Origin of the sequence: Paracraurococcus ruber (assembly GCF_004353985.1) — a bacterium.
GTDB lineage: Bacteria > Pseudomonadota > Alphaproteobacteria > Acetobacterales > Acetobacteraceae > Paracraurococcus > Paracraurococcus ruber.
Genome location: NZ_SMOA01000010.1, coordinates 1 through 19,662, shown reverse-complemented (window position 1 = coordinate 19,662; position 19,662 = coordinate 1). Strand labels below are relative to the sequence as shown.

Annotated in this window: 18 protein-coding genes; 6 read left to right on the top strand and 12 right to left on the bottom strand. The window is 72.7% G+C overall.

The genetic code is table 11. From position 1 onward, the window contains the following. Positions 1-7 precede the first annotated feature (7 nt). A complete protein-coding gene (locus E2C05_RS04175) occupies positions 8-193 on the bottom strand; it encodes a (2Fe-2S)-binding protein (protein WP_133218347.1) in 186 nt (61 codons plus the stop codon). A 65-nt stretch (positions 194-258) separates the two neighbouring features. Here E2C05_RS04175 and E2C05_RS04170 point away from each other — a divergent pair, with 65 nt between their 5' ends. Both E2C05_RS04170 and E2C05_RS04165 read left to right on the top strand, forming a co-directional pair. Further along, complete coding sequence (locus tag E2C05_RS04170; RefSeq protein ID WP_456306472.1) at positions 259-1,266, top strand: LysR family transcriptional regulator; 1,008 nt, start codon at positions 259-261, stop codon at positions 1,264-1,266. 116 nt (positions 1,267-1,382) lie between these two features. Further along, the gene (locus tag E2C05_RS04165) at positions 1,383-1,814 is read left to right on the top strand and encodes an ABA4-like family protein (protein WP_133218346.1); all 432 of its coding nucleotides are present in this window, start codon (positions 1,383-1,385) and stop codon (positions 1,812-1,814) included. 272 nt (positions 1,815-2,086) lie between these two features. Here the strand turns inward: E2C05_RS04165 and E2C05_RS04160 are convergent, their stop codons facing one another. From E2C05_RS04160 to E2C05_RS04135, 6 genes are all read right to left on the bottom strand, one after another. Beyond that, on the bottom strand, positions 2,087-3,310 hold the full coding sequence (locus tag E2C05_RS04160) for a hypothetical protein (protein ID WP_133218345.1): 1,224 nt from the start codon (positions 3,308-3,310) through the stop codon (positions 2,087-2,089). 653 nt (positions 3,311-3,963) lie between these two features. Beyond that, on the bottom strand, positions 3,964-4,680 hold the full coding sequence (locus E2C05_RS04155) for a GNAT family N-acetyltransferase (protein ID WP_133218344.1): 717 nt from the start codon (positions 4,678-4,680) through the stop codon (positions 3,964-3,966). Continuing rightward, entirely contained in the window at positions 4,677-5,843 is a 1,167-nt protein-coding gene (locus E2C05_RS04150; protein ID WP_133218343.1) for an acyltransferase family protein, read from the bottom strand. Before E2C05_RS04150 ends, E2C05_RS04155 begins: the two co-directional genes overlap by 4 nt. After that, positions 5,840-7,567 (bottom strand): alpha/beta fold hydrolase, encoded by a 1,728-nt coding sequence (locus E2C05_RS04145; protein WP_133218342.1) that lies wholly within the window; start codon positions 7,565-7,567, stop codon positions 5,840-5,842. Before E2C05_RS04145 ends, E2C05_RS04150 begins: the two co-directional genes overlap by 4 nt. A gap of 8 nt (positions 7,568-7,575) precedes the next feature. After that, positions 7,576-8,499, bottom strand: coding sequence for an amino acid--[acyl-carrier-protein] ligase (locus E2C05_RS04140; protein WP_133218341.1), 924 nt, complete (start codon positions 8,497-8,499; stop codon positions 7,576-7,578). Then, positions 8,496-8,822, bottom strand: coding sequence for an acyl carrier protein (locus tag E2C05_RS04135; protein WP_133218340.1), 327 nt, complete (start codon positions 8,820-8,822; stop codon positions 8,496-8,498). Before E2C05_RS04135 ends, E2C05_RS04140 begins: the two co-directional genes overlap by 4 nt. A gap of 327 nt (positions 8,823-9,149) precedes the next feature. Between E2C05_RS04135 and E2C05_RS04130 the strand changes: the two genes are divergently transcribed. Then, positions 9,150-10,133 (top strand): glycosyltransferase family 2 protein, encoded by a 984-nt coding sequence (locus E2C05_RS04130; RefSeq protein ID WP_133218339.1) that lies wholly within the window; start codon positions 9,150-9,152, stop codon positions 10,131-10,133. 7 nt (positions 10,134-10,140) lie between these two features. On the opposite strand, the gene E2C05_RS04125 is transcribed toward E2C05_RS04130, so the two are convergent. Further along, positions 10,141-11,577 carry an oligosaccharide flippase family protein gene (locus tag E2C05_RS04125; RefSeq protein ID WP_158291941.1) on the bottom strand — a complete coding sequence of 479 codons (1,437 nt, stop codon included), beginning with the start codon at positions 11,575-11,577 and terminating at the stop codon, positions 10,141-10,143. Between the two features lie 217 nt (positions 11,578-11,794). Here E2C05_RS04125 and E2C05_RS04120 point away from each other — a divergent pair, with 217 nt between their 5' ends. Next, the gene (locus E2C05_RS04120) at positions 11,795-12,883 is read left to right on the top strand and encodes a glycosyltransferase family 2 protein (RefSeq protein WP_158291940.1); all 1,089 of its coding nucleotides are present in this window, start codon (positions 11,795-11,797) and stop codon (positions 12,881-12,883) included. Positions 12,884-12,966: 83 nt separating this feature from the next. Here E2C05_RS04120 and dnaJ read toward each other — a convergent pair whose 3' ends face one another. The 4 genes from dnaJ to E2C05_RS04100 form a co-directional block, all read right to left on the bottom strand. Beyond that, positions 12,967-14,127: a molecular chaperone DnaJ gene (gene dnaJ / locus E2C05_RS04115; RefSeq protein ID WP_133218336.1), complete on the bottom strand. Its 1,161-nt coding sequence runs from the start codon at positions 14,125-14,127 to the stop codon at positions 12,967-12,969. A 325-nt stretch (positions 14,128-14,452) separates the two neighbouring features. Beyond that, a complete protein-coding gene (gene dnaK, locus E2C05_RS04110; protein WP_133218335.1) occupies positions 14,453-16,387 on the bottom strand; it encodes a molecular chaperone DnaK in 1,935 nt (644 codons plus the stop codon). 232 nt (positions 16,388-16,619) lie between these two features. Then, positions 16,620-17,201 carry a nucleotide exchange factor GrpE gene (locus E2C05_RS04105; RefSeq protein WP_133218334.1) on the bottom strand — a complete coding sequence of 194 codons (582 nt, stop codon included), beginning with the start codon at positions 17,199-17,201 and terminating at the stop codon, positions 16,620-16,622. A gap of 348 nt (positions 17,202-17,549) precedes the next feature. Continuing rightward, complete coding sequence (locus E2C05_RS04100) at positions 17,550-17,810, bottom strand: hypothetical protein (protein ID WP_158291939.1); 261 nt, start codon at positions 17,808-17,810, stop codon at positions 17,550-17,552. A 658-nt stretch (positions 17,811-18,468) separates the two neighbouring features. Between E2C05_RS04100 and E2C05_RS04095 the strand changes: the two genes are divergently transcribed. Together E2C05_RS04095 and E2C05_RS04090 are read left to right on the top strand one after the other, a co-directional pair. Further along, positions 18,469-19,374: an AraC family transcriptional regulator gene (locus tag E2C05_RS04095; RefSeq protein WP_133218332.1), complete on the top strand. Its 906-nt coding sequence runs from the start codon at positions 18,469-18,471 to the stop codon at positions 19,372-19,374. Continuing rightward, on the top strand, positions 19,371-19,662 hold a 292-nt coding region (locus tag E2C05_RS04090; protein WP_205082710.1), incomplete at its 3' end, for a hypothetical protein. The genes E2C05_RS04095 and E2C05_RS04090, both read left to right, overlap by 4 nt.

The window sequence follows — 19,662 nt, the reverse complement described above, 5'->3', positions numbered from 1 at the left end:
GCGTTCCTCAGGCTTCGGGATCTTGCTGGGCGGCGCTGGCGCCGCGGATGAGGGCGAGGACGGTCCCGGCGCAGCGGCCGCATTGCGCGCGGCAGCCGCAGGCGGCGTAGACCTCGGCCGGGCGGCGGGCGCCGCCGCGGATCGCCTGGTCGAGTTGCCGGTCGCTCAGGCCGTTGCAGAAGCAGAGATACATGGCGGCCGCCTCAACCGGCCTGGCCCGGGGCCGACGGCGTTCGTCCTGTTGCGTCGCGCGCTGGGTTGGGGACCATCTGTTTCCTCCGATGGCCCCTGGTCGCATCTTTCTTCGCTTGCGATCCAAGACTAAATAGGTGGCAACCATACCCGGGAGGTATCGACCTGGACTCGCGGCAGCTGCGCTACTTCGTCGCCGTGGCGCGCGAGCGGAACTTCACCCGCGCGGCGGAGACGCTGCGCATCGCCCAGCCGCCGCTCAGCCGCGCCATCCAGCAGCTGGAGGAGGAGTGCGGCCTGCCGCTGTTCGACCGCGCCAGCCGGCCGCTGTCGCTGACCGATGCCGGCAAGCTGCTGTTCGAGCAGGCGGTGCAGGTGCTCGACCGCATGGAGGAGATGCGCGCCATGGTGGCGCGCCTGCGTGAGGCGGAGCGCCAGCGTCTCGGCGTCGGCTTCGTCGCCTCCACGCTCTACGGCTACCTGCCGGAAGTGATCCGCCGCTACCGTGCGGTGCGCCCGGACGTCGAGCTGAGCCTGCAGGAGATGACGACGATCGAACAGCTGGCGGCGCTGAAGGAGGGGCGCATCGATGTCGGCTTCGGCCGCATCTCCTTCAACGACGCGGCCATCGAGCGCACGCTGCTGCGCAACGAGAAGCTCTGCGTCGCGCTGCCGCTGACGCATCCGCTCTCCTCGCGCACCGGCGCCCTCGGGCTCGCAGAGCTCGCCGGCGACACGCTGGTGGTCTATCCGCGGCTGCCGCGGCCGAGCTTCGCCGACCAGGTGCTGGCGCTGTTCCGCGACCGCGACGTGACGCCGGCCGCGGTGCAGGAGGTGCGGGAGCTGCAGACGGCACTCGGCCTCGTCGCGGCGGAGACCGGGATCTGCATCGTCCCCGGCTCGGTCGAGAGGCTGCGGCGCGACAACGTCGTGTACCGGCCGCTCGATGAGCCCGACGCGGTCTCCCCCATCATCATGAGCACGCGGCGGGGCGATCCCTCGCCGGAGATCGACCTGATCCTGCGGCTGGTGAAGGAGATGTACAGGAAGGAGAGGATCGAGTTCGGGGTCTGACGGCCCGGTCGGGCCGGCCTATCGACACGCTGACCCTTTTGGTCGGCGCAGGGCGCAGGATCCCAGGGTCGCCGCCACCCTGGTGGCGCAAGGGCGCAGGGGGATGGGAACGACCGATGCCCTTCGATGAGGCGTTCCGCGCCGCGAACCTGGCTGCGATGCTGGGCTGGGCGGCGCTGATCCTGCTGCCGCGCCATCCCTGGGTACTGCTCGGCATCCGCTGGGGCGTGGCAACGACGCTGTCGCTGCTCTACGCGGTGCTGATCGCCGTCTTCTTCCGTGCGGAGGACGGCTTCTCCTCGCTGGCCGAGGTGCAGGCGCTGTTCGCCTCGCCCGGCGTGGCGCTGGCGGGCTGGGTCCACTACCTGGCCTTCGATCTGCTGGTCGGGCTGTGGATCGCGCATCGCGCCGACGCGATCGCGCTGCATCGCATGTTGCAGGCGCCCATCCTGGCGGCGACCTTCCTGGTCGGGCCGATCGGCTTCCTGCTGTTCCAGGCCGTGCTGGCGACGCGTGCCGGGCTGGCGGGCGTGCAGGCAAGGCGGTGAGGCATGCGCCGGGCGCGTCCTTGCGCCCGCGGCGATGGCCTGTGCCGCCACGGGTCTCTCCGCTGGTGGGCGACTGGGTGCCTGCGACGCCGATTTCCGGGCGACGCCGGCGAGATGCAGCCTGCGGTGCGGCACCCGGTCACGCCGGTCTGGCGCGTCTCACCGCACGCGCAGGGCGGGCTGTTCTCGGCGGCGATCCTGGCCGTCGGGGCCGATGCGCGCGACGGCGAAAGGGCGGGGGATCGCTCCCCCGCGCCGTTGCGCGCCGCCGGTCAGAGCAGGTCGGCGAAAGACGCGCCGTTGAAGGCCATGGCCGTCCCGCCGATCGCCGAGATCTCGATGGTGTCGAAGATGACGCCGCCGAAATCCGGGGTCTTGTCCGCGCCGTCGAGGTCGTAGCCGTCGGCGAAGACCTCTTTCCCGTCCTTGAGCAGGCGGATCAGCACGTCGTCGCCGGCGCCGGTGTTCTCGATGCGGCTGAAGCTGACGGAGCCCTTGGTGGCCAAGCCCTTGTCCAGCGACATCAGCAGCGTCTCATCGCCGTCGATGCGCTTGCGCAGCATGGAGTTCGCGCGGTCGTCGGCACCATCCATGATGCCCAGGCCCTCGCCAAAATCGGCCCAGGTCCGGTCCGCCGTGCTCGTGAAGCGGTCGAGGCGACCATCGAAGCGCCCATCCGGGCTGTCCACCGCCGAGATGCTGACGATGTTGCCATCCGGCAGCGTGCCGTTCTGGGACGCGCGCAGCGTCTCCGATGCGATCACCCTGTTGCCGTCCATGGCCTTGACGGTGAAGGTCAGCCCGCTGCGCACGACATCCACGGCGCCGGCCGCGATGCCGCCGAGGGAATCGCCATCCAGCGCATCCGAATCGAAATCCACCGAGCGGAAGGTGAAGCGCGTGTCGTTGTCGCCAGCCTGGATCTGGATGCCGTCGAAGACCTTCCAGCCGAAATCGGCGGCGGTGAAGTCCAGCACGACCCGGCCATTCACGAGGCCAAGGTCGAAGGTCTTGGACGCGACGATGACCTGCTCCCCCTCCGCGTTGGTGTCGTAGGCGTGCAGCGTGACCTTGGCCGTGCTGCCGTCGAGCGAGGCGACGCGGTCCAGCACCAGCTTGCCTTCGCGGATCAGGTCGTCCTGCGCGCCGAGCCCGACGAACATCCGCTCATCGCTGTCGAGCCGCTTGCGGTCGGCCGAATTGCGCGCCTCGTCCTGGCCGTCGCGCACGCCGATGCCCTCGCCCTGGTCGACGAAGAAGCGGTCGGTATAGGTGGCCCAGCGGCCGGTCCCGGCGTCGCAGCTATTTACCACGCCGAAGCGCACCAGGCTCGTCCAGCCCTGATCAATGTCGCCGTTCTGGCCGGCGCGGAAATCGTCGAACCTGGCGGAGCCACGCTCATTGGCGTCGAGCAGGTTGTCGCCGTCGATATCGGTGTAGGAGGTCGCGCGGACCGTCAGGCTGTTCTGGACGAGTTCGAAGCGGACATTGGACATGAATTGCACTTCCCGACTTTGTCGATCGGCTCGTCGCGTCGGCTTTGGCGGTTAGGCGCCCCTGCCAGCGCTCGGCCTTAACGCCCGTTTAATTTCCTGGATTACAAGACGCAATCTTGAAAATGAGAAATTAACCATTTTTCCAATCATTCCGGGGACGGAGAACTCAGCCACGGGATTGCCGCCCCGACGACCATGGGCCGGTTGGCCGTCCAACCTGGGAGGTTGCAAGGTCATGGTCAGGGAAAACCGTCCACGCTCGCCGTCGGGGCCGCGTCCCGGCCCGGCAGCACGGGCCGGCACCGTGGCGAAGCCGGGCCTCCCCACCGCCGATCGGCCGGCAAGGGCGGGTGCGGGGGCACGATGAGCCCAGGATGCGGGCCACGCCCGTCCCGCATCCGGGGCGCGACCGCCGCGGTTTCGTGCCTTGCCGGCATCCCGGCCGGCGGCGACCCTGGCGCCCGGGCTTTACGCCACGGACCTCGCCCTGCCCCCGATGACCGCTGGCCGCGCGACCGGGCCGGGGCGCGTCCCCGGGCGACGACCGGCGCCGCCCGGCCGAAGCGTCGCCCGCGCGACGCCCTGGTGCCTCGGCCGGCCGGTGGCGGTTTCGCCGCACCGGCCAGCGACCGGACCCGGGCCGCTGCGACGCCTCAGCGCTGCAGCCTGGCGATGGCCTGTCCGGCCGGATCGAAATTGCCGTCCTCGAGCCAGGTTGCGATCGCCGCCCGCCGCAGCGGCCATTCCGATGCGAGCAGCCCGAAATAGGCAGTGTCGCGCCGGTGGCCGCGGATGATCATGTGGGCCCGCAGGATGCCTTCCAGGCGGAAGCCGAGCCGCTCCGCCGCGCGCCGCGACGCCAGGTTGAGCGCGTTGCATTTCCAGCCGACCCGCAGATAGCCCAGGTCGAAGGCCTGCCGGAGCAGCAGGAACATCGCCTCGGTCGCCGCCCGCGTGCGGGCCAGGCCAGGCGGGAACCAGACATTGCCGAGCTCGATGGCCGCATCCCCCGGCCGGATGTCGAGCAGCGCGATCCAGCCGGCGGGCGCCCCGGCGACGCCCTGCCGGTCATGCGGCCGCACCGCCCAGACGATCTCGTCCTCGCTGGCCGCCATCAACCGGACGAGGCCGGCGAAGGCCGCCTGCCGCGCGAAGGGCCCATGGGGCAGCCAGGCCCAGCTGTCCGGCGCGTCGCTGGCAGGCTGCCAGAGCGCTGCCGCATGCTCGGCCCGCAACGGTTCGAGCGTGACGCTGCGGCCCGCCAGCACCTGTCGCCCCGGCCGCGGCCGGGGCGTGGCATCCACCGGGTCGCCCGCCTGCGGCCAGGCCGGCGCGGCATCCCGGGGCGCGGAGGCGGCGGCGCCGATCATGCGAGGCGCCGCCCGCCGGCGAGGAAGGCATAGAGCGTGGGCGAGAGGCGGAAGACCAGGACGGCGCCGGCGCCGACGATGCCGATGGTCAGGGCCACGCTCGCCACGTAATGCGCGATCATCCAGCCATCGGTCTCGACCGGCACCAGCCGCCAGAGGGCGAATTTGGCGAAGGCGATGGTCGGGAAATGCGCCGCGTGCAGGAAGAAGGCGAAGCCGCCATAGCGGCCGACCGCCTCACCGAGCGGCGTTTCCGCCAGGCGCAGGCAGGCGCCCCAGCAGGCCACCACGCCGAGCGGCCGGGCGAGCCGCGTGGCCAGGTCCAGCATCTCCCGCTGCTGCGGATCCGTCAGGTCGAACCAGGCCGGCGCCAGCGCCCGCGCCGCCATCAGCAGCGCGTAGCCGAGCAGGAGCCAGCGCGCCGTCCGCCAGGCGATCCGCAGGTCGGTGCCGCGCACCCGCGCCAGGCCGCCGAGATAGAAGAAGAACAGCACGTCGGTGCGGATGAAGATGCCGAAGGTCGCCTCGGCCAGCCAGGCGGCGCAGAGCCCGACGGCGCCGAGCAAGGGTGCGTGCCGCAGCAGTAGCCAGAGCAGCGGGCTGACCAGCACCGTCAGGAAGAGGTCGTGCACGAACCAGAATTGGAAGGCGATCGGCAGGCGGGTCAGCCCCAGCACCGCATCCAGCACGCCGAAGGCGTCGGCCGCCGCGAAATCGAAGCCGAATTCGCCGCGCAGGCCGCTGGTCGGCACGGCCAGGTACAGAAGGTAGCCCGCCAGCAGGGTCAGCAGGTTCCAGGTGACCAGGGGCAGCAGCAGGGAGCTGACTCGGCCGCGGATGCGGCGGCCGATGGTCGCCATCGGCCGGGCGGAGAGGTTGAAGAAGAGCCAGCCGGAAATGGCGCTCAGCAGCGGCACCGCGCTGAAGAAGAACAGCAGGACGAAGCTGTTGACGAAGGTGGCGAACGGGTGGTGCACCGGGTCGTAGCCCAGGAAGGGCGAGGTGCGGCTGTTCGGGTAGGCGAAGTAGTGCAGGAACACCAGGCCGATCACCAGCAGCACGCGCGCCACCTCGATCGTCAGCGGCAGCTCCGCCCCGCGGCTGACACGGGCCGGGGCGGCCTGGGACGCCGCCTGGTCGAAGGGTGTCTGAAGCGTCGTCATGCGGCGGTGTCCTCGATCTCGCGGGCTACGGGCTGGGGACGCCGCGCCTCCGCCCGGTCGCGCGGCGGGGCGTCCAGGCCGTGATGCTGGCGAAGCTGCGCGTCCAGATGGCCGATGAACTCGTCCTGCATCGCACGCGGGGTCAGCGAATGCTCGGTGCCGGAGAGGATGACGCAGCGCATCGGCGCGGCCCGCGGCAGGGTTCGGCCATGCCGGCCGAAATGCGCCCGCAGCTCGCGCAGCGACCGGTCGTCGCGGCTGTAGGCCAGCAGCAGGGTGACGCCGCGCCGCTGCAGCCGGCGCAGCCAGGACCGGGCGCGGTCCGGGCCGCCGGCCCGGCCCAGCCGATCCGCCGCAAGCCGGTCGAATTCGGCGACCAGCCGCCGCAGCAGCATCCGCGGCCGGCGCAGCAGCGGGTGTTCGCCCGGCGGCGGCCCGCCATCCAGCGCCGGCGCGCCGCCGGCGGCGCGATCGAAGGCCGGCAGGTTGGCCAGGGCGAGGCCGGCGATGCGCGCATCCCGCAGCGCCGCCTGGAACGCGTTGTGCGCGCCCGAGCAGATGCCCACGGCGATGCAGCGCGCATGGCCGCGCGCCTCCAGCGCGTCGAGCGCGGCGGCGACATCGGCGATGGCGGCATCGCCGAACAGCGCGGCCTCCAGCGGCGCGGCGGCGGCATCCTCGCCGTCGCTGTCGCCGATGCCGTGCGCATCCATCCGCAAGGATGCGATGCCCAGTGCCGCGGCATGGCGCGCCAGGCGGACCGCGAAGCGGCCATTGCCGGCATGCGGGTTGGCGCCGGCATTCAGGATCAGCAGCGCGGGGGCGTCCGGCCGTCGCCAGCCCGGCTCGCAGAGGATGCCGGCCAGCGCGCCCCCGGGTCCGAACCGCAGGGCGGTCTCCTCGCCGGTGCCGGGCAGGGCGAGCCGTGCCGCGGCCGCCGGCTGCACCGCGCGCGCGCAGGGGGGCGCGCCGCAGGCGGCCCAGCGGGCCATGGCCCGGAAATCCGCCAGCGGCGTCACGCTTTCATGCGCCGGGCGCAGGAAGCCATCGCATCCCTGGAAGGGCATGTGGTCGAATTCCAGGTGCCGGGCGCCGAGCCGCGCCGCCGCCTGGTCCGCCCGCCCGGCCGCCCGGAAGGGCGTGGCGAGCAACAGCCGCTGCGCCTGGGCCGCGGCCGCCGCCTCGCCCAGGTCGACCGTGGCGAGGCGGGCGCAATCGGCCTCGTGCAGCCGGAAGCCGGCCACCTCGATGCCGTCGAAGCCGATGGCCGCGCCATCCGCCGCGCTGCCCGCGGCCATGGCCAGTTCGCGGGCATGCACCCGGCCGGAGGCCGGCGGGGCGAGGAGCATCAGCCCATGCACCAGCCCCGGCTGCCGGCCCGCCGCCGTGGCGGCGAGCAGGGCGCCGAGCCGGAGGCCGCAGAGCATGACCTGCGCCAGGCCGGCTTCCCGTTGCAGCCAGGCGGCGGCGGCCAGGGTCGCGTCCGTCCAGGCGTCCAGGCAGGGCTGCCCGTCATCCCCGGCGGAATCGCCGGCGCCCGGATAGTCGAAGCGCAGCGCCGCCAGGCCGGCCGCGGCCAGCGCCTCGGCCAGGGCGCGCCAACCGCGATGGGTGGCCAGCGCTTCCTGCCCGAAGGGCGCGCAGAGCACCACGCCGCGGTCGAGCGGCGTGCCGCGCGGCGGGTGGAACCAGCCGCGGCACGCCCCGATGGTGACCGGAATCATGCCCGGCGTCAGGGCCAGAGGACGCGGCGCAGGGCCGCCGACCAGTCCGCGGGGACGAAGCCGTGGTGCCGCAGCAGGGCGAGCGCGATGCGTTCCAGCCCGAAGCCGGCGCAGCCGGTATGCGCCACCTCCCCCGCCGCGTCCTGGATGCCGTAGGCCTGGGCGAAATGCTGCACATGGTAGTTGAAGCTGCCGCAGGCGCTCGGCCGCCCGGGGTCGGAGACGGGCACGAGGATCTCGAACTTCAGCCGCTGGCTGCGCTGGCCGGTCGCCATCAGCTCGCCAGGCCGGCCGAAGAAGGGATCGTTGGCGAGGTCGGTGGCCGCCGGCAGGCCCAGGCTGGCGAACATGTCCATGGCGCGCTGCATCCAGCGGGCCTGGAAGGCGCGGATGCCCTCGGGGGACCCGAAGCAAACTTGCTCCCGCTGGCGGAACATCTGCATCCGCGCCGGGTCGACCGACGGTTCGCGCCGGAAGCAGTAGGAGGAGGAATCGACCAGCCAGCCATCCTCCGGCAGGCGGCCGCGCGCCGCGACCACCGGATAGACCGGGTAGCAGGAGGCCGGCGTCATGACGATGTCGGTGGGCGCCTGCGCCGCGGTCCAGCCGCCCTCCTCCGCCGTGCAGGACAGCACGCGCCGGTGCTCGCGGTCGTCGCCGCAGAAGCAGTGGATGGTCGCGCTGAGCTGCGGGAAGTTGCGGAAATAGCCGCTCGCCTCGAAGCCCTGGCGCGTCATCACCGGCGGGAAGCGCATGATCTCGGCGCCGTCCCCGGCGGCCAGCCGGCCGATCAGCGCGTCCACGGCGGCGACGAGGCCTTCGAAGGTCTCGCTGCGGCCATAGAGGCCGTCCACCCCGGTCGGGATCAGCAGGCCGCGGGCCAGCAGCTCGGCGCGGAAATCCTGCGGCCGAAGCGTGACGGCCGCGCTCATCGCCCGGCGCCCATGGCGGCATCCGCCGGCGCGGCGGCCCGCAGCTCGGCGATGGCCGCAGCGATGGCGTCGATGCTGCCGAAGGTGTCGCGCGACAGCATGCGGCGCGGGAATTCGATCCCGAAGGCGGCTTCCAGCTCGATCATCAGCTCGGCCGCACCGAAGGATGAAAGGCCCGCATCGTAGAGATTGCTGTCGTCGCGCAGCGTCGCCGCGCGGGCGGACAAGTCGTTCAGCGAACCGACCACTTGCCTGACGATGTCCTTGTCCAAGGCGGTGCCCCCTGCGATTGCGGTGCGCAGTCTTGGCACGACGGGGACCATGCCCGACCAATAACAAGCGGCTGAAGCAGAATGCCGACCGAGCATCTCCGCCAAGCGTGAAGCCGATCGTCCAGACCTCGTACCGCCGGCTGCGACACGCCCTGGCTTTCATTGGACTCATGCCAGAAAAGAACACACGCCCGCTCGCGAGTTGTCGGATTTCGGCAAGATTAACAGTTGTACAGGCCGATATCCTTGCTGTGCGATGCAGGACAATGCCGCACGTGCGCGTATGACACCCGCTTGTTACTGTCGTCGCACGGCGAGGCGGGCGAGCAAGCAGGCAGGACCGTCGCTGCGCCATCCGCAGGCCGCATCGACGCGCCGATGCCGGAGCAGCGCGTGACACCGACCTCGATCACCACCCCGGCAAGCGCCGGCCGTCGCACCGCCATGGTGACCGTGTGCATCTGCACCCACGGGCGGCCGGACTACCTGCGCAACTGCCTCGACAGCCTCCGCTGGCAGACGGTGGACTCCGAATCCTTCGAGGTGGTGGTGGTCGACAGCAACTCGCCGGCCGAGGCGGCTGCCGAGATCCGGCGCCTGGTGCGCGGCCTGTCGCGGGCCGTGCTGGTGCGCGTGGACCGGCCGGGGCTGAGCCACGCGCGCAATGCCGGCGCCGCCGCGGCGCGCGGCGACTACATCGCGTATATCGACGACGACGCGCTGGCGGCCCCGGACTGGATCGAGCGGATCCAGCAGGCGGTCGGCGAAGGCCACCGGCGCCCCGCCGTGCTGAGCGGCCGCATCCTGCCGGTGTGGGAGGCCCCGCTGCCCGGCTGGTGGCCGGCCAGCCTGCGCGGCGTGCTGTCGATCGAGGAATGGCAGGGCCGCGGCGAATACCGCACGCCCGCGGTGCCGCGCCACCTGGAGCCCTATGGCGTCAACTTCATCGTCGAGCGCGAGGCCCTTCTCGCGGTCGACGGCTTCGAGGAGCGCCTGGGCCGGCATGCCGGCCTGCTGCTGTCGGACGAGGAGGTGCATCTGGCCTGGCGGCTGCAGGACCGCGGCCGCTCGGTCTACTACGACTCGCGCATCGCGGTTTACCACTGCATCCAGGCGCAGCGCCTGTCGCCGGCCTGGCTGCTGCAGAGGCTCTACTGGCAGGCCGGGTCCAGCGTGATGACCCACCGGCTGCTCGGCCGCGACCGGCTTGTCTGGCGCACCATGCCGCGGCGGCTCCTGCTCGCCATCCTGCTGCGCCCGATGGGCGTCGTGCCGCTGGCGAGCACCCGCTTCCTCGGGCTGCGCTGGCGCCTGGCCTATGCGCGCGGCTTCGTCCGCATGGCGCTGGGCCGCGGCCTGTGACCCGCCGTCAGGCCGGCCGCGGCAGCCGGACCTGCACCAGCGCCGCCGGCAGCCGGCGGCCGAGCGCGAGCCACAGCACCACGGCATAGCCGGCGCCGCCGGCCAGGACAGCGCCGGCCAGGCGAAGCAGCGGGGCGGTGAGCGCCGCCTGCACGACGGCGACGATCAGCGCCATGGCAAGGCTGGCCAGCAGGGCCGGGGCGATGCGCCGCAGCAGCCAGCCGGGGCCGCGCTGCAGGTGATGCAGCACGGTCCAGCCGATCACGGGCGCCAGCAGCACGCCCGGCACGGACCAGGCCAGGGCGGCGCCCACGGGTGTCTGCGGCCGCAGCAGCAGCAGCGCCGCGACCGGCAGCAGCAGCATGGCGCAGGCGATCCAGAAATTGACCCGGGTGCGGCCGAGGGCGACGAACAGGCTGACTTGGTCGCCATAGAGGAAGCCGGCAATCGCCGCCATGCTGGCGACCCGCACGGCGTCCCCGGTGCCCGCCCAGGCGGGCCCGAGCAGGACATGCGTGAGATCCGGCCCGACCAGGGCCAGGCCGAGGGCGAGCGGCAGGCCGATCACCGCCTGCAGCTGGGCGATCTCCCCATAGATCTCGGCCAGGGCGGCGCGATCCGCTTGGGCGGCGCAGAGCCGCGGCAAGGCCAGGCGCCCGGTCGCATGCCACACGACGGAGGACGCGGCATCGAGCAGGCGGAAGGCGAAATGCGACAGCGCCAGCACGGCCTGCGGGACCATGAGGCCGAGCAGCAGCAGGAAGATGCGATAGCGCCCCGCCAGCAGCGCCACGCCGGCCACCTGCGGCCCGGCGACCGGCCATAACTCGCGCAGGGCGCCGCGGTGCAGGCGCGGCCGCAGCGGCACCCCGCCGCCGGTCGCCAGCAGGATGAAGGTGACCAGCGTCGCCACCGCCTGCGCGCCGATCATCGCCCAGGGCCCGCAGCCCGCCAGGCCGAGCAGCAGCCCGGTGCCGAGGGCGAGCGGCTGGCCGAGCAGGAGGCGGAGCGCGAGGATGCGATACCGCTGCCGTCGCAGCAGCAGCCCCGCCGCCGTGCCGCAGACGGCCGAGAGCGGCATCAGCGGGGCAAGGGCCAGCGCCAGCCAGGCGACCTGCGGCGCGCCGGAGCCCGCCGCCAGGACGGGCCCGGCGCCGGCGAGGAGGAGCCCGAGCACGCAGCCGGCCAGTGCCGAGGCGGTCGCCGCGCTCTCGCCATGCCGCCGCCGCAGGCCGGGCAGCTGCACCACCGCATCGGAGAAGAGCGTGGCGCCGAAGACGTCGAGCAGCAGGAAGGCGGCGATCGCCACCGTCCCCGTGCCGGCATCCTGCGGCCCGATGACGCGGCCGATCGCCAGCATGGAGACGAAGGAGAACAGCGCGGCGCCGAGGCTTTCGGCAATCACCCAGGCGGGGGCGTGCGGTCCGGGAAGGCGGATGCGCAAGGCGGCGACGTCTCCGATGCATGAGCCGCGGCGCCGTTCCTTCGCCGCCGCAGCTTGGCGCCGTTGTAGGGGCGCCGCGCGCCTGGCGCGCCGCTGCACCGAATACCCGCGCGGCCTTGTGACCGGAACACGGAACGGTGCCGCAGGGGAGTGTGAGGAGACAGGCCGCGTCGCCGCGCATAAGGCTTGCGGCCGTGACCTTGAGGGGTTCTCGCGCGTGCCGTCCGATCCGCTGTGCCGGCTGCCAGATGGCCTGACGCTCATCGGCCCGCCGCCCAGGGTGCAGCCGGGCGAGGTGGTCGGCGTCGTCGTCGCGCGGAACGAGGAATTGCGGCTTGGCGCCGCGCTGCGGCACTACCGGCAGCTCGGCATCGGGCCGATCCTGCTGCTCGACAACGGCTCGACCGATGGCACGCGCGCCATCGCCGCCGGCGTCCCGCGCGTGCATGTGGTGGCGGCCTCCGGCCGCTATGCCGACTCAGGCTTCGGCATTGCCTGGATCAACGCCGTGCTGGACCGCTTCGCCCGCGACCATTGGGCGCTGATGTTCGATGCCGACGAGCTGCTGGTGTTTCCCGGCGCCGACGCCGCCGGGTCCCTGCCGGCGCTGTGCGCGCATCTCGATCGGGTCGGATCCGAATGCCTGCAGGCGTTCATGCTCGACCTCTTCCCGCGGGAGCCGCTGCACAGCGTGGCCTACCGCGCGGGGCAGGATCTGCTGCAGGCCGCGCCCTGGTTCGAACCCCCGCGGCTGCGGCGGGAAGCGATCCCGGACTTCCCGCATGTCGCGGAATATGGCGGCATACGCCAGCGCATCTTCTTCCCGCACACGCAGCCCGACCGGCCGCTTCGCTTCCTGCATGAGAAGCTCTACAACCTTGGCTTCCGCCTAGCCGTCCTGCGGGATGCGGCGTGGTTCGGCCGCCTCGCCCCGCCCTTTCCGCCCAACCTGACCAAGGTGCCGCTGCTGCGCTGGCGCGCGGGCGTGCGCTTCCTGTCGGCGCACGCCACCACCGCCCTGCGGCGCGCCGCGCAGCAGCCCACCGGCGTGCTGCTGCATTTCAAGTTCCTGCAGGACTTCCACGAGCGCGCGATGGATGCCGTCGCGCGCAATGCGCATTATGCCGGGTCGATCGAATACCGCGAGTATCTGCGCGCGCTGACGCGCGATCCGGACCTGACGCTGTTCGGCCCCGCCAGCCAGCGATACGGCGGTCCGGAGCACCTCACTCGCCTCGGGCTCATGGCCGACAGCACGGGCTGGCGGGCCGAGCGCCTGGCGCAGTCGTCCGCCCTGGTGGATTGAGCCTTTCCTGTCCGGTCGCCGTCGGGGCAACCAGCCCGGGGTTGCGGAACCCCGGGCGCGTCAGCCGCCGAGGGCCGCCAAGCTCAACGCCCCAGCCCGTCCCAGAATTCCTTCACCTTGGCGAAGAAGCCCTCGGCCTCCGGGCTGGTCTTGCCGGCGCTGGCGCCCTCGGTCTCGAACTGCTCCAGCAGCTCGCGCTGCTTCGCGGTCAGGTTCTGCGGCGTCTCGACCGAAACCTGCACGAACATGTCGCCGCGCACCGTGCTGCGCAGGACGGAGAAGCCCTTGCCGCGCAGCCGGAACTGGTCGCCCGCCTGGGTGCCGGCCGGGATGGTCACCCGCGCCCGGCCGCCATCGATGCTCGGCACCTCCACGGCCCCGCCCAGGGCAGCCTGCGTCATGCGCAGCGGCACTCTCACGAAGATGTTCGCCCCGTCCCGCTGGAAGATCGGGTGCGGGCGGATGGTGACGTCGACATAGAGGTCGCCGGCCGGCGCGCTCCGGAGCCCCGCCTCCCCCTCCCCGGCCAGGCGGATGCGGGTGCCGTCCTCGACGCCGGCCGGGATGGAAACGTTCAGCGTTCGGTCGCGCTGCACCCGGCCGGCGCCCTGGCAGACCTTGCAGGGGTTCTTGATGACGCGGCCCTGGCCGCCGCAGGTGGGGCAGGTCCGCTCGATCAGGAAGAAGCCCTGCTGCGCCCGCACCTTGCCCGCGCCCTGGCAGGTGGCGCAGGTGGTGGCGGACGCGCTGCCGCCTTCCGCCCCGGTGCCGGAACAGGCCTCGCAGGCGACCGAGGACGGCACGCGCACCGTCTTCTTGGTGCCGTGATAGGCTTCCTCCAGCCCGATCTCGATCATGGTGCGCAGGTCGGCGCCGCGGCCGCTGGCCTGGCGCCGGCCGCCGCGCCCCTGGCCGCCGCCGAAGCGACCGAACATCTCCTCGAAGATGTCCTCGAAGCCCGCGCCGAAGGGATTGCCGCCGGCGCCGAAGGGGTTGCCGCCCGGGCCGCCGCCGCCCTGCTCGAAGGCGGCATGGCCGAAGCGGTCATAGGCGGCGCGCTTCTCGCCGTCCTTCAGGACGTCATAGGCCTCGTTCAGCTCCTTGAACTTGGCCTCGGCTTCCTTGTCACCCTGGTTGCGGTCAGGGTGGTACTTCATCGCCTGCTTGCGATAGGCCTTCTTCAGGTCGTCCTCGGTCGCCTCGCGCGAGACTCCCAGGACCTCGTAGTAATCCCGCTTCGCCATGGCCGAGCCCTGTATCACGGACCCGCCAGCCAAGGCCCGTGCAAATGCTGCCCCGGGCCGGCGGCGGTCCATCCCAACGGAACGCCCCCGGGCCAGGCCTGCGCCTGCGGCCGCGGGGGATGCGACGGAAGCCAGGCCCCGGACGGATCCGGGGCGGTGCCGGGGAACGCCGGGCCGCGGACGACACGGCGCCCGGCCCCGCCGCCCCGGCCCATCCCGGGCCAGGGGGCGATCACCGGGCGCCCTGTCCCAACCGGAGCGTCCCTGGGGGCGGAGAGGTCAGCCGCGGCGGCACGCCCCGGAGTCCTGCCCGCCCCGCGCGGCGTCAGCCGGGCTTCTTCTTGTTGGGGTCCACTTCCTCGAAGTCGGCGTCGACCACCTTCTCGCCGCCCGGCTGCGGGCCGGCGCCGCCGGCGGCGCCCGCGCCCGCAGCACCCGCCGCCTGCTCGCTCGCCGCCTGCGCCTTGTAGAGCGCCTCGCCCATCTTCATCGCGGCCTGGGACAGCTTCTCCCCCGCGCCGCGGATGGTGTCGGGGTCGGAGCCCTCGAGCGCGCCGCGTGCCTCGGTCAGGGCCGCCTCGACCTCGGACTTCTCCGCCGCGCCGACCTTCTCGCCATTCTCCTTCAGCGTCTTGTCGGTGCTGTGGATCAGCGCCTCGAGCTGGTTGCGGGCCTCGACCGTCTCGCGGCGCTTGCGGTCCGCCTCGGCATTGGCCTCGGCGTCCTTGACCATCCGCTCGATGTCGGAATCCGACAGGCCGGAGCGGGCCTGGATGCGGATCTGCTGCTCCTTGCCCGTCGCCTTGTCCTTCGCCGACACCGACACGATGCCGTTGGCGTCGATGTCGAAGGTCACCTCGATCTGCGGCACGCCGCGCGGCGCGGGCGGGATGCCCTGAAGGTCGAAATTGCCCAGCAGCTTGTTGTCCGCCGCCATCTCCCGCTCACCCTGGAACACCTTGATGGTGACCGCGGTCTGGTTGTCGTCGGCGGTGGAGAAGGTCTGCGACTTCTTGGTCGGGATGGTGGTGTTGCGATCGATCAGCCGGGTGAAGACGCCGCCCAGCGTCTCGATGCCGAGCGACAGCGGCGTGACGTCGAGCAGCAGGACGTCCTTCACCTCGCCCTTGAGGACGCCGCCCTGGATGGCGGCGCCGATGGCCACGACCTCGTCCGGGTTGACGTTGCGGGCCGGCTCCTTGCCGAAGAAGGACTTCACCGTGTCGATGACCTTCGGCATGCGGGTCATGCCGCCGACCAGGATCACCTCGTCGATCTCGCCGGCGGACAGGCCGGCATCCTTGAGCGCCATCTTGCAGGGCTCGAGCGTCTTGGCGATCAGGTCGTCCACCAGGCTCTCGAGCTTCGCCCGCGTCAGCGTCATCACCAGGTGCTTCGGCCCGGAGGCGTCGGCGGTGATGAAGGGCAGGTTGATCTCGGTCTGCTTGGAGCTGGACAGCTCAATCTTCGCCTTCTCGGCGGCTTCCTTCAGGCGCTGCAGGGCCAGCTTGTCGCCGCGCAGGTCGATCCCCTGCTCCTTGCGGAACTCGTCGGCCAAGTAGTCGATGACGCGGGCATCGAAATCCTCGCCGCCCAGGAAGGTGTCGCCATTGGTCGACTTCACCTCGAAGACGCCGTCGCCGATCTCGAGCACAGAGATGTCGAAGGTGCCGCCGCCGAGGTCGTAGACCGCGATGGTGCCGCCCTTCTTCTGGTCCATGCCGTAGGCGAGCGCGGCCGCCGTCGGCTCGTTGATGATGCGCAGCACCTCGAGGCCGGCGATGGCGCCGGCTTCCTTGGTCGACTGCCGCTGGGCGTCGTTGAAGTAGGCGGGGACGGTGATGACGGCCTGCGTCACCTTCTCGCCCAGATAGGCCTCGGCCGTCTCCTTCATCTTGGTCAGGACGTTGGCGCTGATCTGCTGCGGCGCGTATTTCTGGCCGTCCACCTGCACCCAGGCATCGCCGTTGTCGGCGCGGGTGATCTGGTAGGGGACGAGGCCGATGTCCTTCTTGACCATCGGGTCGTCGAAGCGGCGGCCGATCAGGCGCTTCACGGCATAGAGGGTGTTGGAGGGGTTGGTGACGGCCTGGCGCTTGGCGCTCTGGCCCACCAGCCTTTCCCCGTTCTTGGCGAAGGCGACCATCGAAGGCGTGGTGCGCGCGCCCTCGGCGTTCTCGACCACCCTGACGTCCTTGCCTTCCATGATGGCGACGCAGGAGTTGGTGGTGCCGAGGTCGATGCCGATAACCTTGCTCATCCGGTGCTTGCTCCTCTGCGGCGGTCGGGGGCGGCCCGGCGGCGCCGATGCCGGCCGCCTGCGCGTCCGGCCCGGGCCCCCTGAGTGGCACCGCGCCCTTCCCCTGAACTGAACCCCTTGCCGGGGTCCTACGGGTTCGGATGGGATCCTGGCCGCCATCGCGGCGGCCACGCGACCGATGTATTGGCGGGGTGGGGGCGGAACAAGGGTCCGCCCCGCATGTGATGAATTTTTAGGCGGTAGTGGTCCCGCCAGCGGCCACAACCACCATGGCCGGCTTCAGCAGCCGGCCATTCAGCGTCCAGGCCGGAGTCCAGGCCTGCAGCACCGTGCCCGGTGCCACGCCCGCCGGCGCCGGCTGCTCGGCCATCGCCTGGTGCAGCTCGGGGTCGAAGGGCTTCCCCTGCGCATCCTGCCGGGCGATGCCATGGCGTTCCAGGATGCCGACGAAGCTGCGCTCCACGCCCTCGAAGCCGTCGCGCAGCTTGGTCAGCAGCTCAGGCTCGCCATCCTGCTTGGCCGGCAGCGCCTCCAGCCCGCGGCGCAGGTTCTGCGCCGCCTCCACCACGTCGCCGGCGAATTTCTGGATGGCGTATTGCCGCGCGTCGGTGACCTCCCGCTGGGTGCGGCTGCGGAGGTTCTGCATCTCCGCCTCCGCCCGCAGCCAGCGGTCGCGGAACTGCGTCACCTCGGCCTCCAGCGCGGCGATGCGCTCCTCCGGGGTGGGGTCCTGGGCCGGCGTGGCGCCGGCCTGGTCCGTCTTGGTCTGCTCCGCCGGCGCGGTGTCCGGCGGCGTCTCGGCTGGGTCGGTCATCAATCCGATCGGGTCTTGCAATGGCGGGCGGCCCCAGGCGAGGGGCCGGACCCACGGTCAGGTAGTCGCTGGCATGGCCGAGGGCAACCGCGACCTGCCGGGCGCCATGGCCGCAGCCGCGAGGACGGGGCGTCAGGCCGGGACCGGGAGCGGATCGCGGAGCGACATGCGGGCCGGGCCGCGCGCATCCCCGCCCCACCACGGCCCGGAGCGGCCCGCATCTGGGGTTGGAGGCGCGAACCGTCCTGGCGCGGCCCGCGCCGTCGCCGGACAGGCAAGCCGCTCCACCCCTTCGCCCGAAGGGCGGCTCCCGGCGTCAGGCCGGGCACGCCCCCTCCGCGATCCGCCCTATCCGCGCCGGCGGAACCGCGCCGCCAGGCCCCCCGGCCGCTCCATCGCGCAGCGCCGGCCGATGCCGGCCACCCAGGGCAGCAGCGGGCGCGCCGGGTCGTAGACATGCCGCAGCGCATGGATCACCCGCAGCATGGCCTGCACCCGCGCTTCCCGCTCGGCCGCCTCGGTGGTGCCGGCCAGGCCGCGCAGCACCGGCAGCAACTCGGTCAGCAGCGTGGCATAGGCGGCGCGGTCGCCGGCCTGGGCCTGGGCCATCAACCGTTCCCAGCGCCCGGGTTCGGACGCCAGGGCAAGGTCGGGCGAGTCCCAGCCCAGGCGGGCCGGTCGCCTCACCGGCAGCATGGCGCAGCTGCGACGGCCCGGCCGGCCTGCGCGGGCTCCAGGCGCGCCGGAAAGCGACAGGTGCCGGGATCCAGCCTGACGGCGCCGGCCTGGGGGGCGCCCCCAAGGGTTCCGGCCGGCGCGGCACCAGGCCTCGCCGCCACCGCGACAGCGCCCTTCGCCCGGCCAAGCGATGCCGCCGCAGCCCGGCTTGGCGCACGCGGACAGGCGGCCGGCCCGCTCGGGCAGCCATGGGTGGCGACGCGCGGTCCGGCGGTGCTCCCCGGCCCCCGCCCGTCCGGGGTCCTGCCCTGCCCGCCCGCCCCGGCGGCCGCCTCCGGCACAGGCCAGGCCAGGATTAGGCCCACCGACGCCGCCAGGATCCCGGCCGTCATTCCCGCCCCGATCCGCATCCGGCCCCTCCGCCGCGGCGCAGCTTGCGGCGGCCGGGACGGTGCGTCCTGGATCGGCTTGCGCCGGTTTTTTCGGTTTCTGCCATGCCGTGGCAGCCAGCACACGCCACGGTTGCCGTTCGCGCCAGGACCGGCGATCCTGCCGGCAACCGGGTCAAGCGACATCGAGGTCAGGGGCGGTGCAGCCGCAAGCGGACACCTATCGCAGCCTGGCCGAGGTCTATGGGCACGGCGCCTATGCGGCCTATGCCAGCGCCATCGCCCTCGCCGGGTCCGGCGGCGCGGCGCTGGTGCGGTTCGCCCAGCCGGCCGGCGAGTTCCCCGACCCGCCGACACCCGACTACACCCTGGCCATCAACGAGGCCGGCGGCGGGCGCATGCGCCTCGACCTGGGCGCCGGGCGGTGGGAGACGGCTTTCCGGCCGGGCGACCTGGCGCTGAAGCCGCCCGACGCCACCACCTTCGCCGCCGCCGATACGCCGCACCGCAAGAGCTTCCTCTCCCTGCCGGCCGGGCTGGTGGCGGGCATCCTGGCCGGCGGCGGCCTGCCCGGTCTGGCCGGGACGGCGCCGGATTTCCGCCGGCTGCATGCCGGGCCGTTCCGTTGCGGCCAATTGACCGCCCTGCTGGATGCGCTGTGGCGCGAGCCTTCGCTCGGCACGCCGCAGGGCCGGCTGTTCGGCGACGGCATCCTGCTGGCGGTGGTGGCGACCCTGGCGCGGCATGCCCGGCCGGACCTCGCCCCGGCCCCGCGCGGGCCGGCCCTGTCGCGCGGCCGGATCGACCGGGTGCGGGCCTATGTGGACGCGCATCTGGCGGAGGCGTTCGGGATCGGCGACCTCGCGGCGGTGGTCGGCCTCTCGCCCTGGCATTTCAGCCGGGCCTTCAAGGCCGCCACCGGCCGGACCCCGCGCGCCTTCGTCACCGCGCGGCGGGTCGAGCGCGCCAAGGCGCTGCTGGCGGATGGGGATTTGCCGCTGTCGGAAGTGGCGCAGGCCTGCGGCTTCGCCGACCAGGCGCATTTCTCCACCATCTTCCGGCGGCATGCCGGCCTGCCCCCCGGGGCCTGGCGCCGGGCGCTGTGACGGCGCTCGGCGCCGCCATCCGCGCCCTCGCCGCCCAGATGCCGATGGCCGAGCCGCCCGCGGCCGCCCTGGCGGCGGAGGCCTGGAGGCTGGCCTGGCGGCCCGCCCGGCTGCGCCTGCTGCTCCTCGCCGAAAGCCACATGGCCACCGCGGCGGCCGAACTCGCCTGCCCTGTGCGCATCCCCGCCGGGCTGGACTGGCCACTGCCCGAACTGCCGATGGCAGGCTGGCCGCTGCCCGGCGCGCCCCCGCCGGGGCCGCCGCTGGCGGACGGCCCGGCGCCGCCCG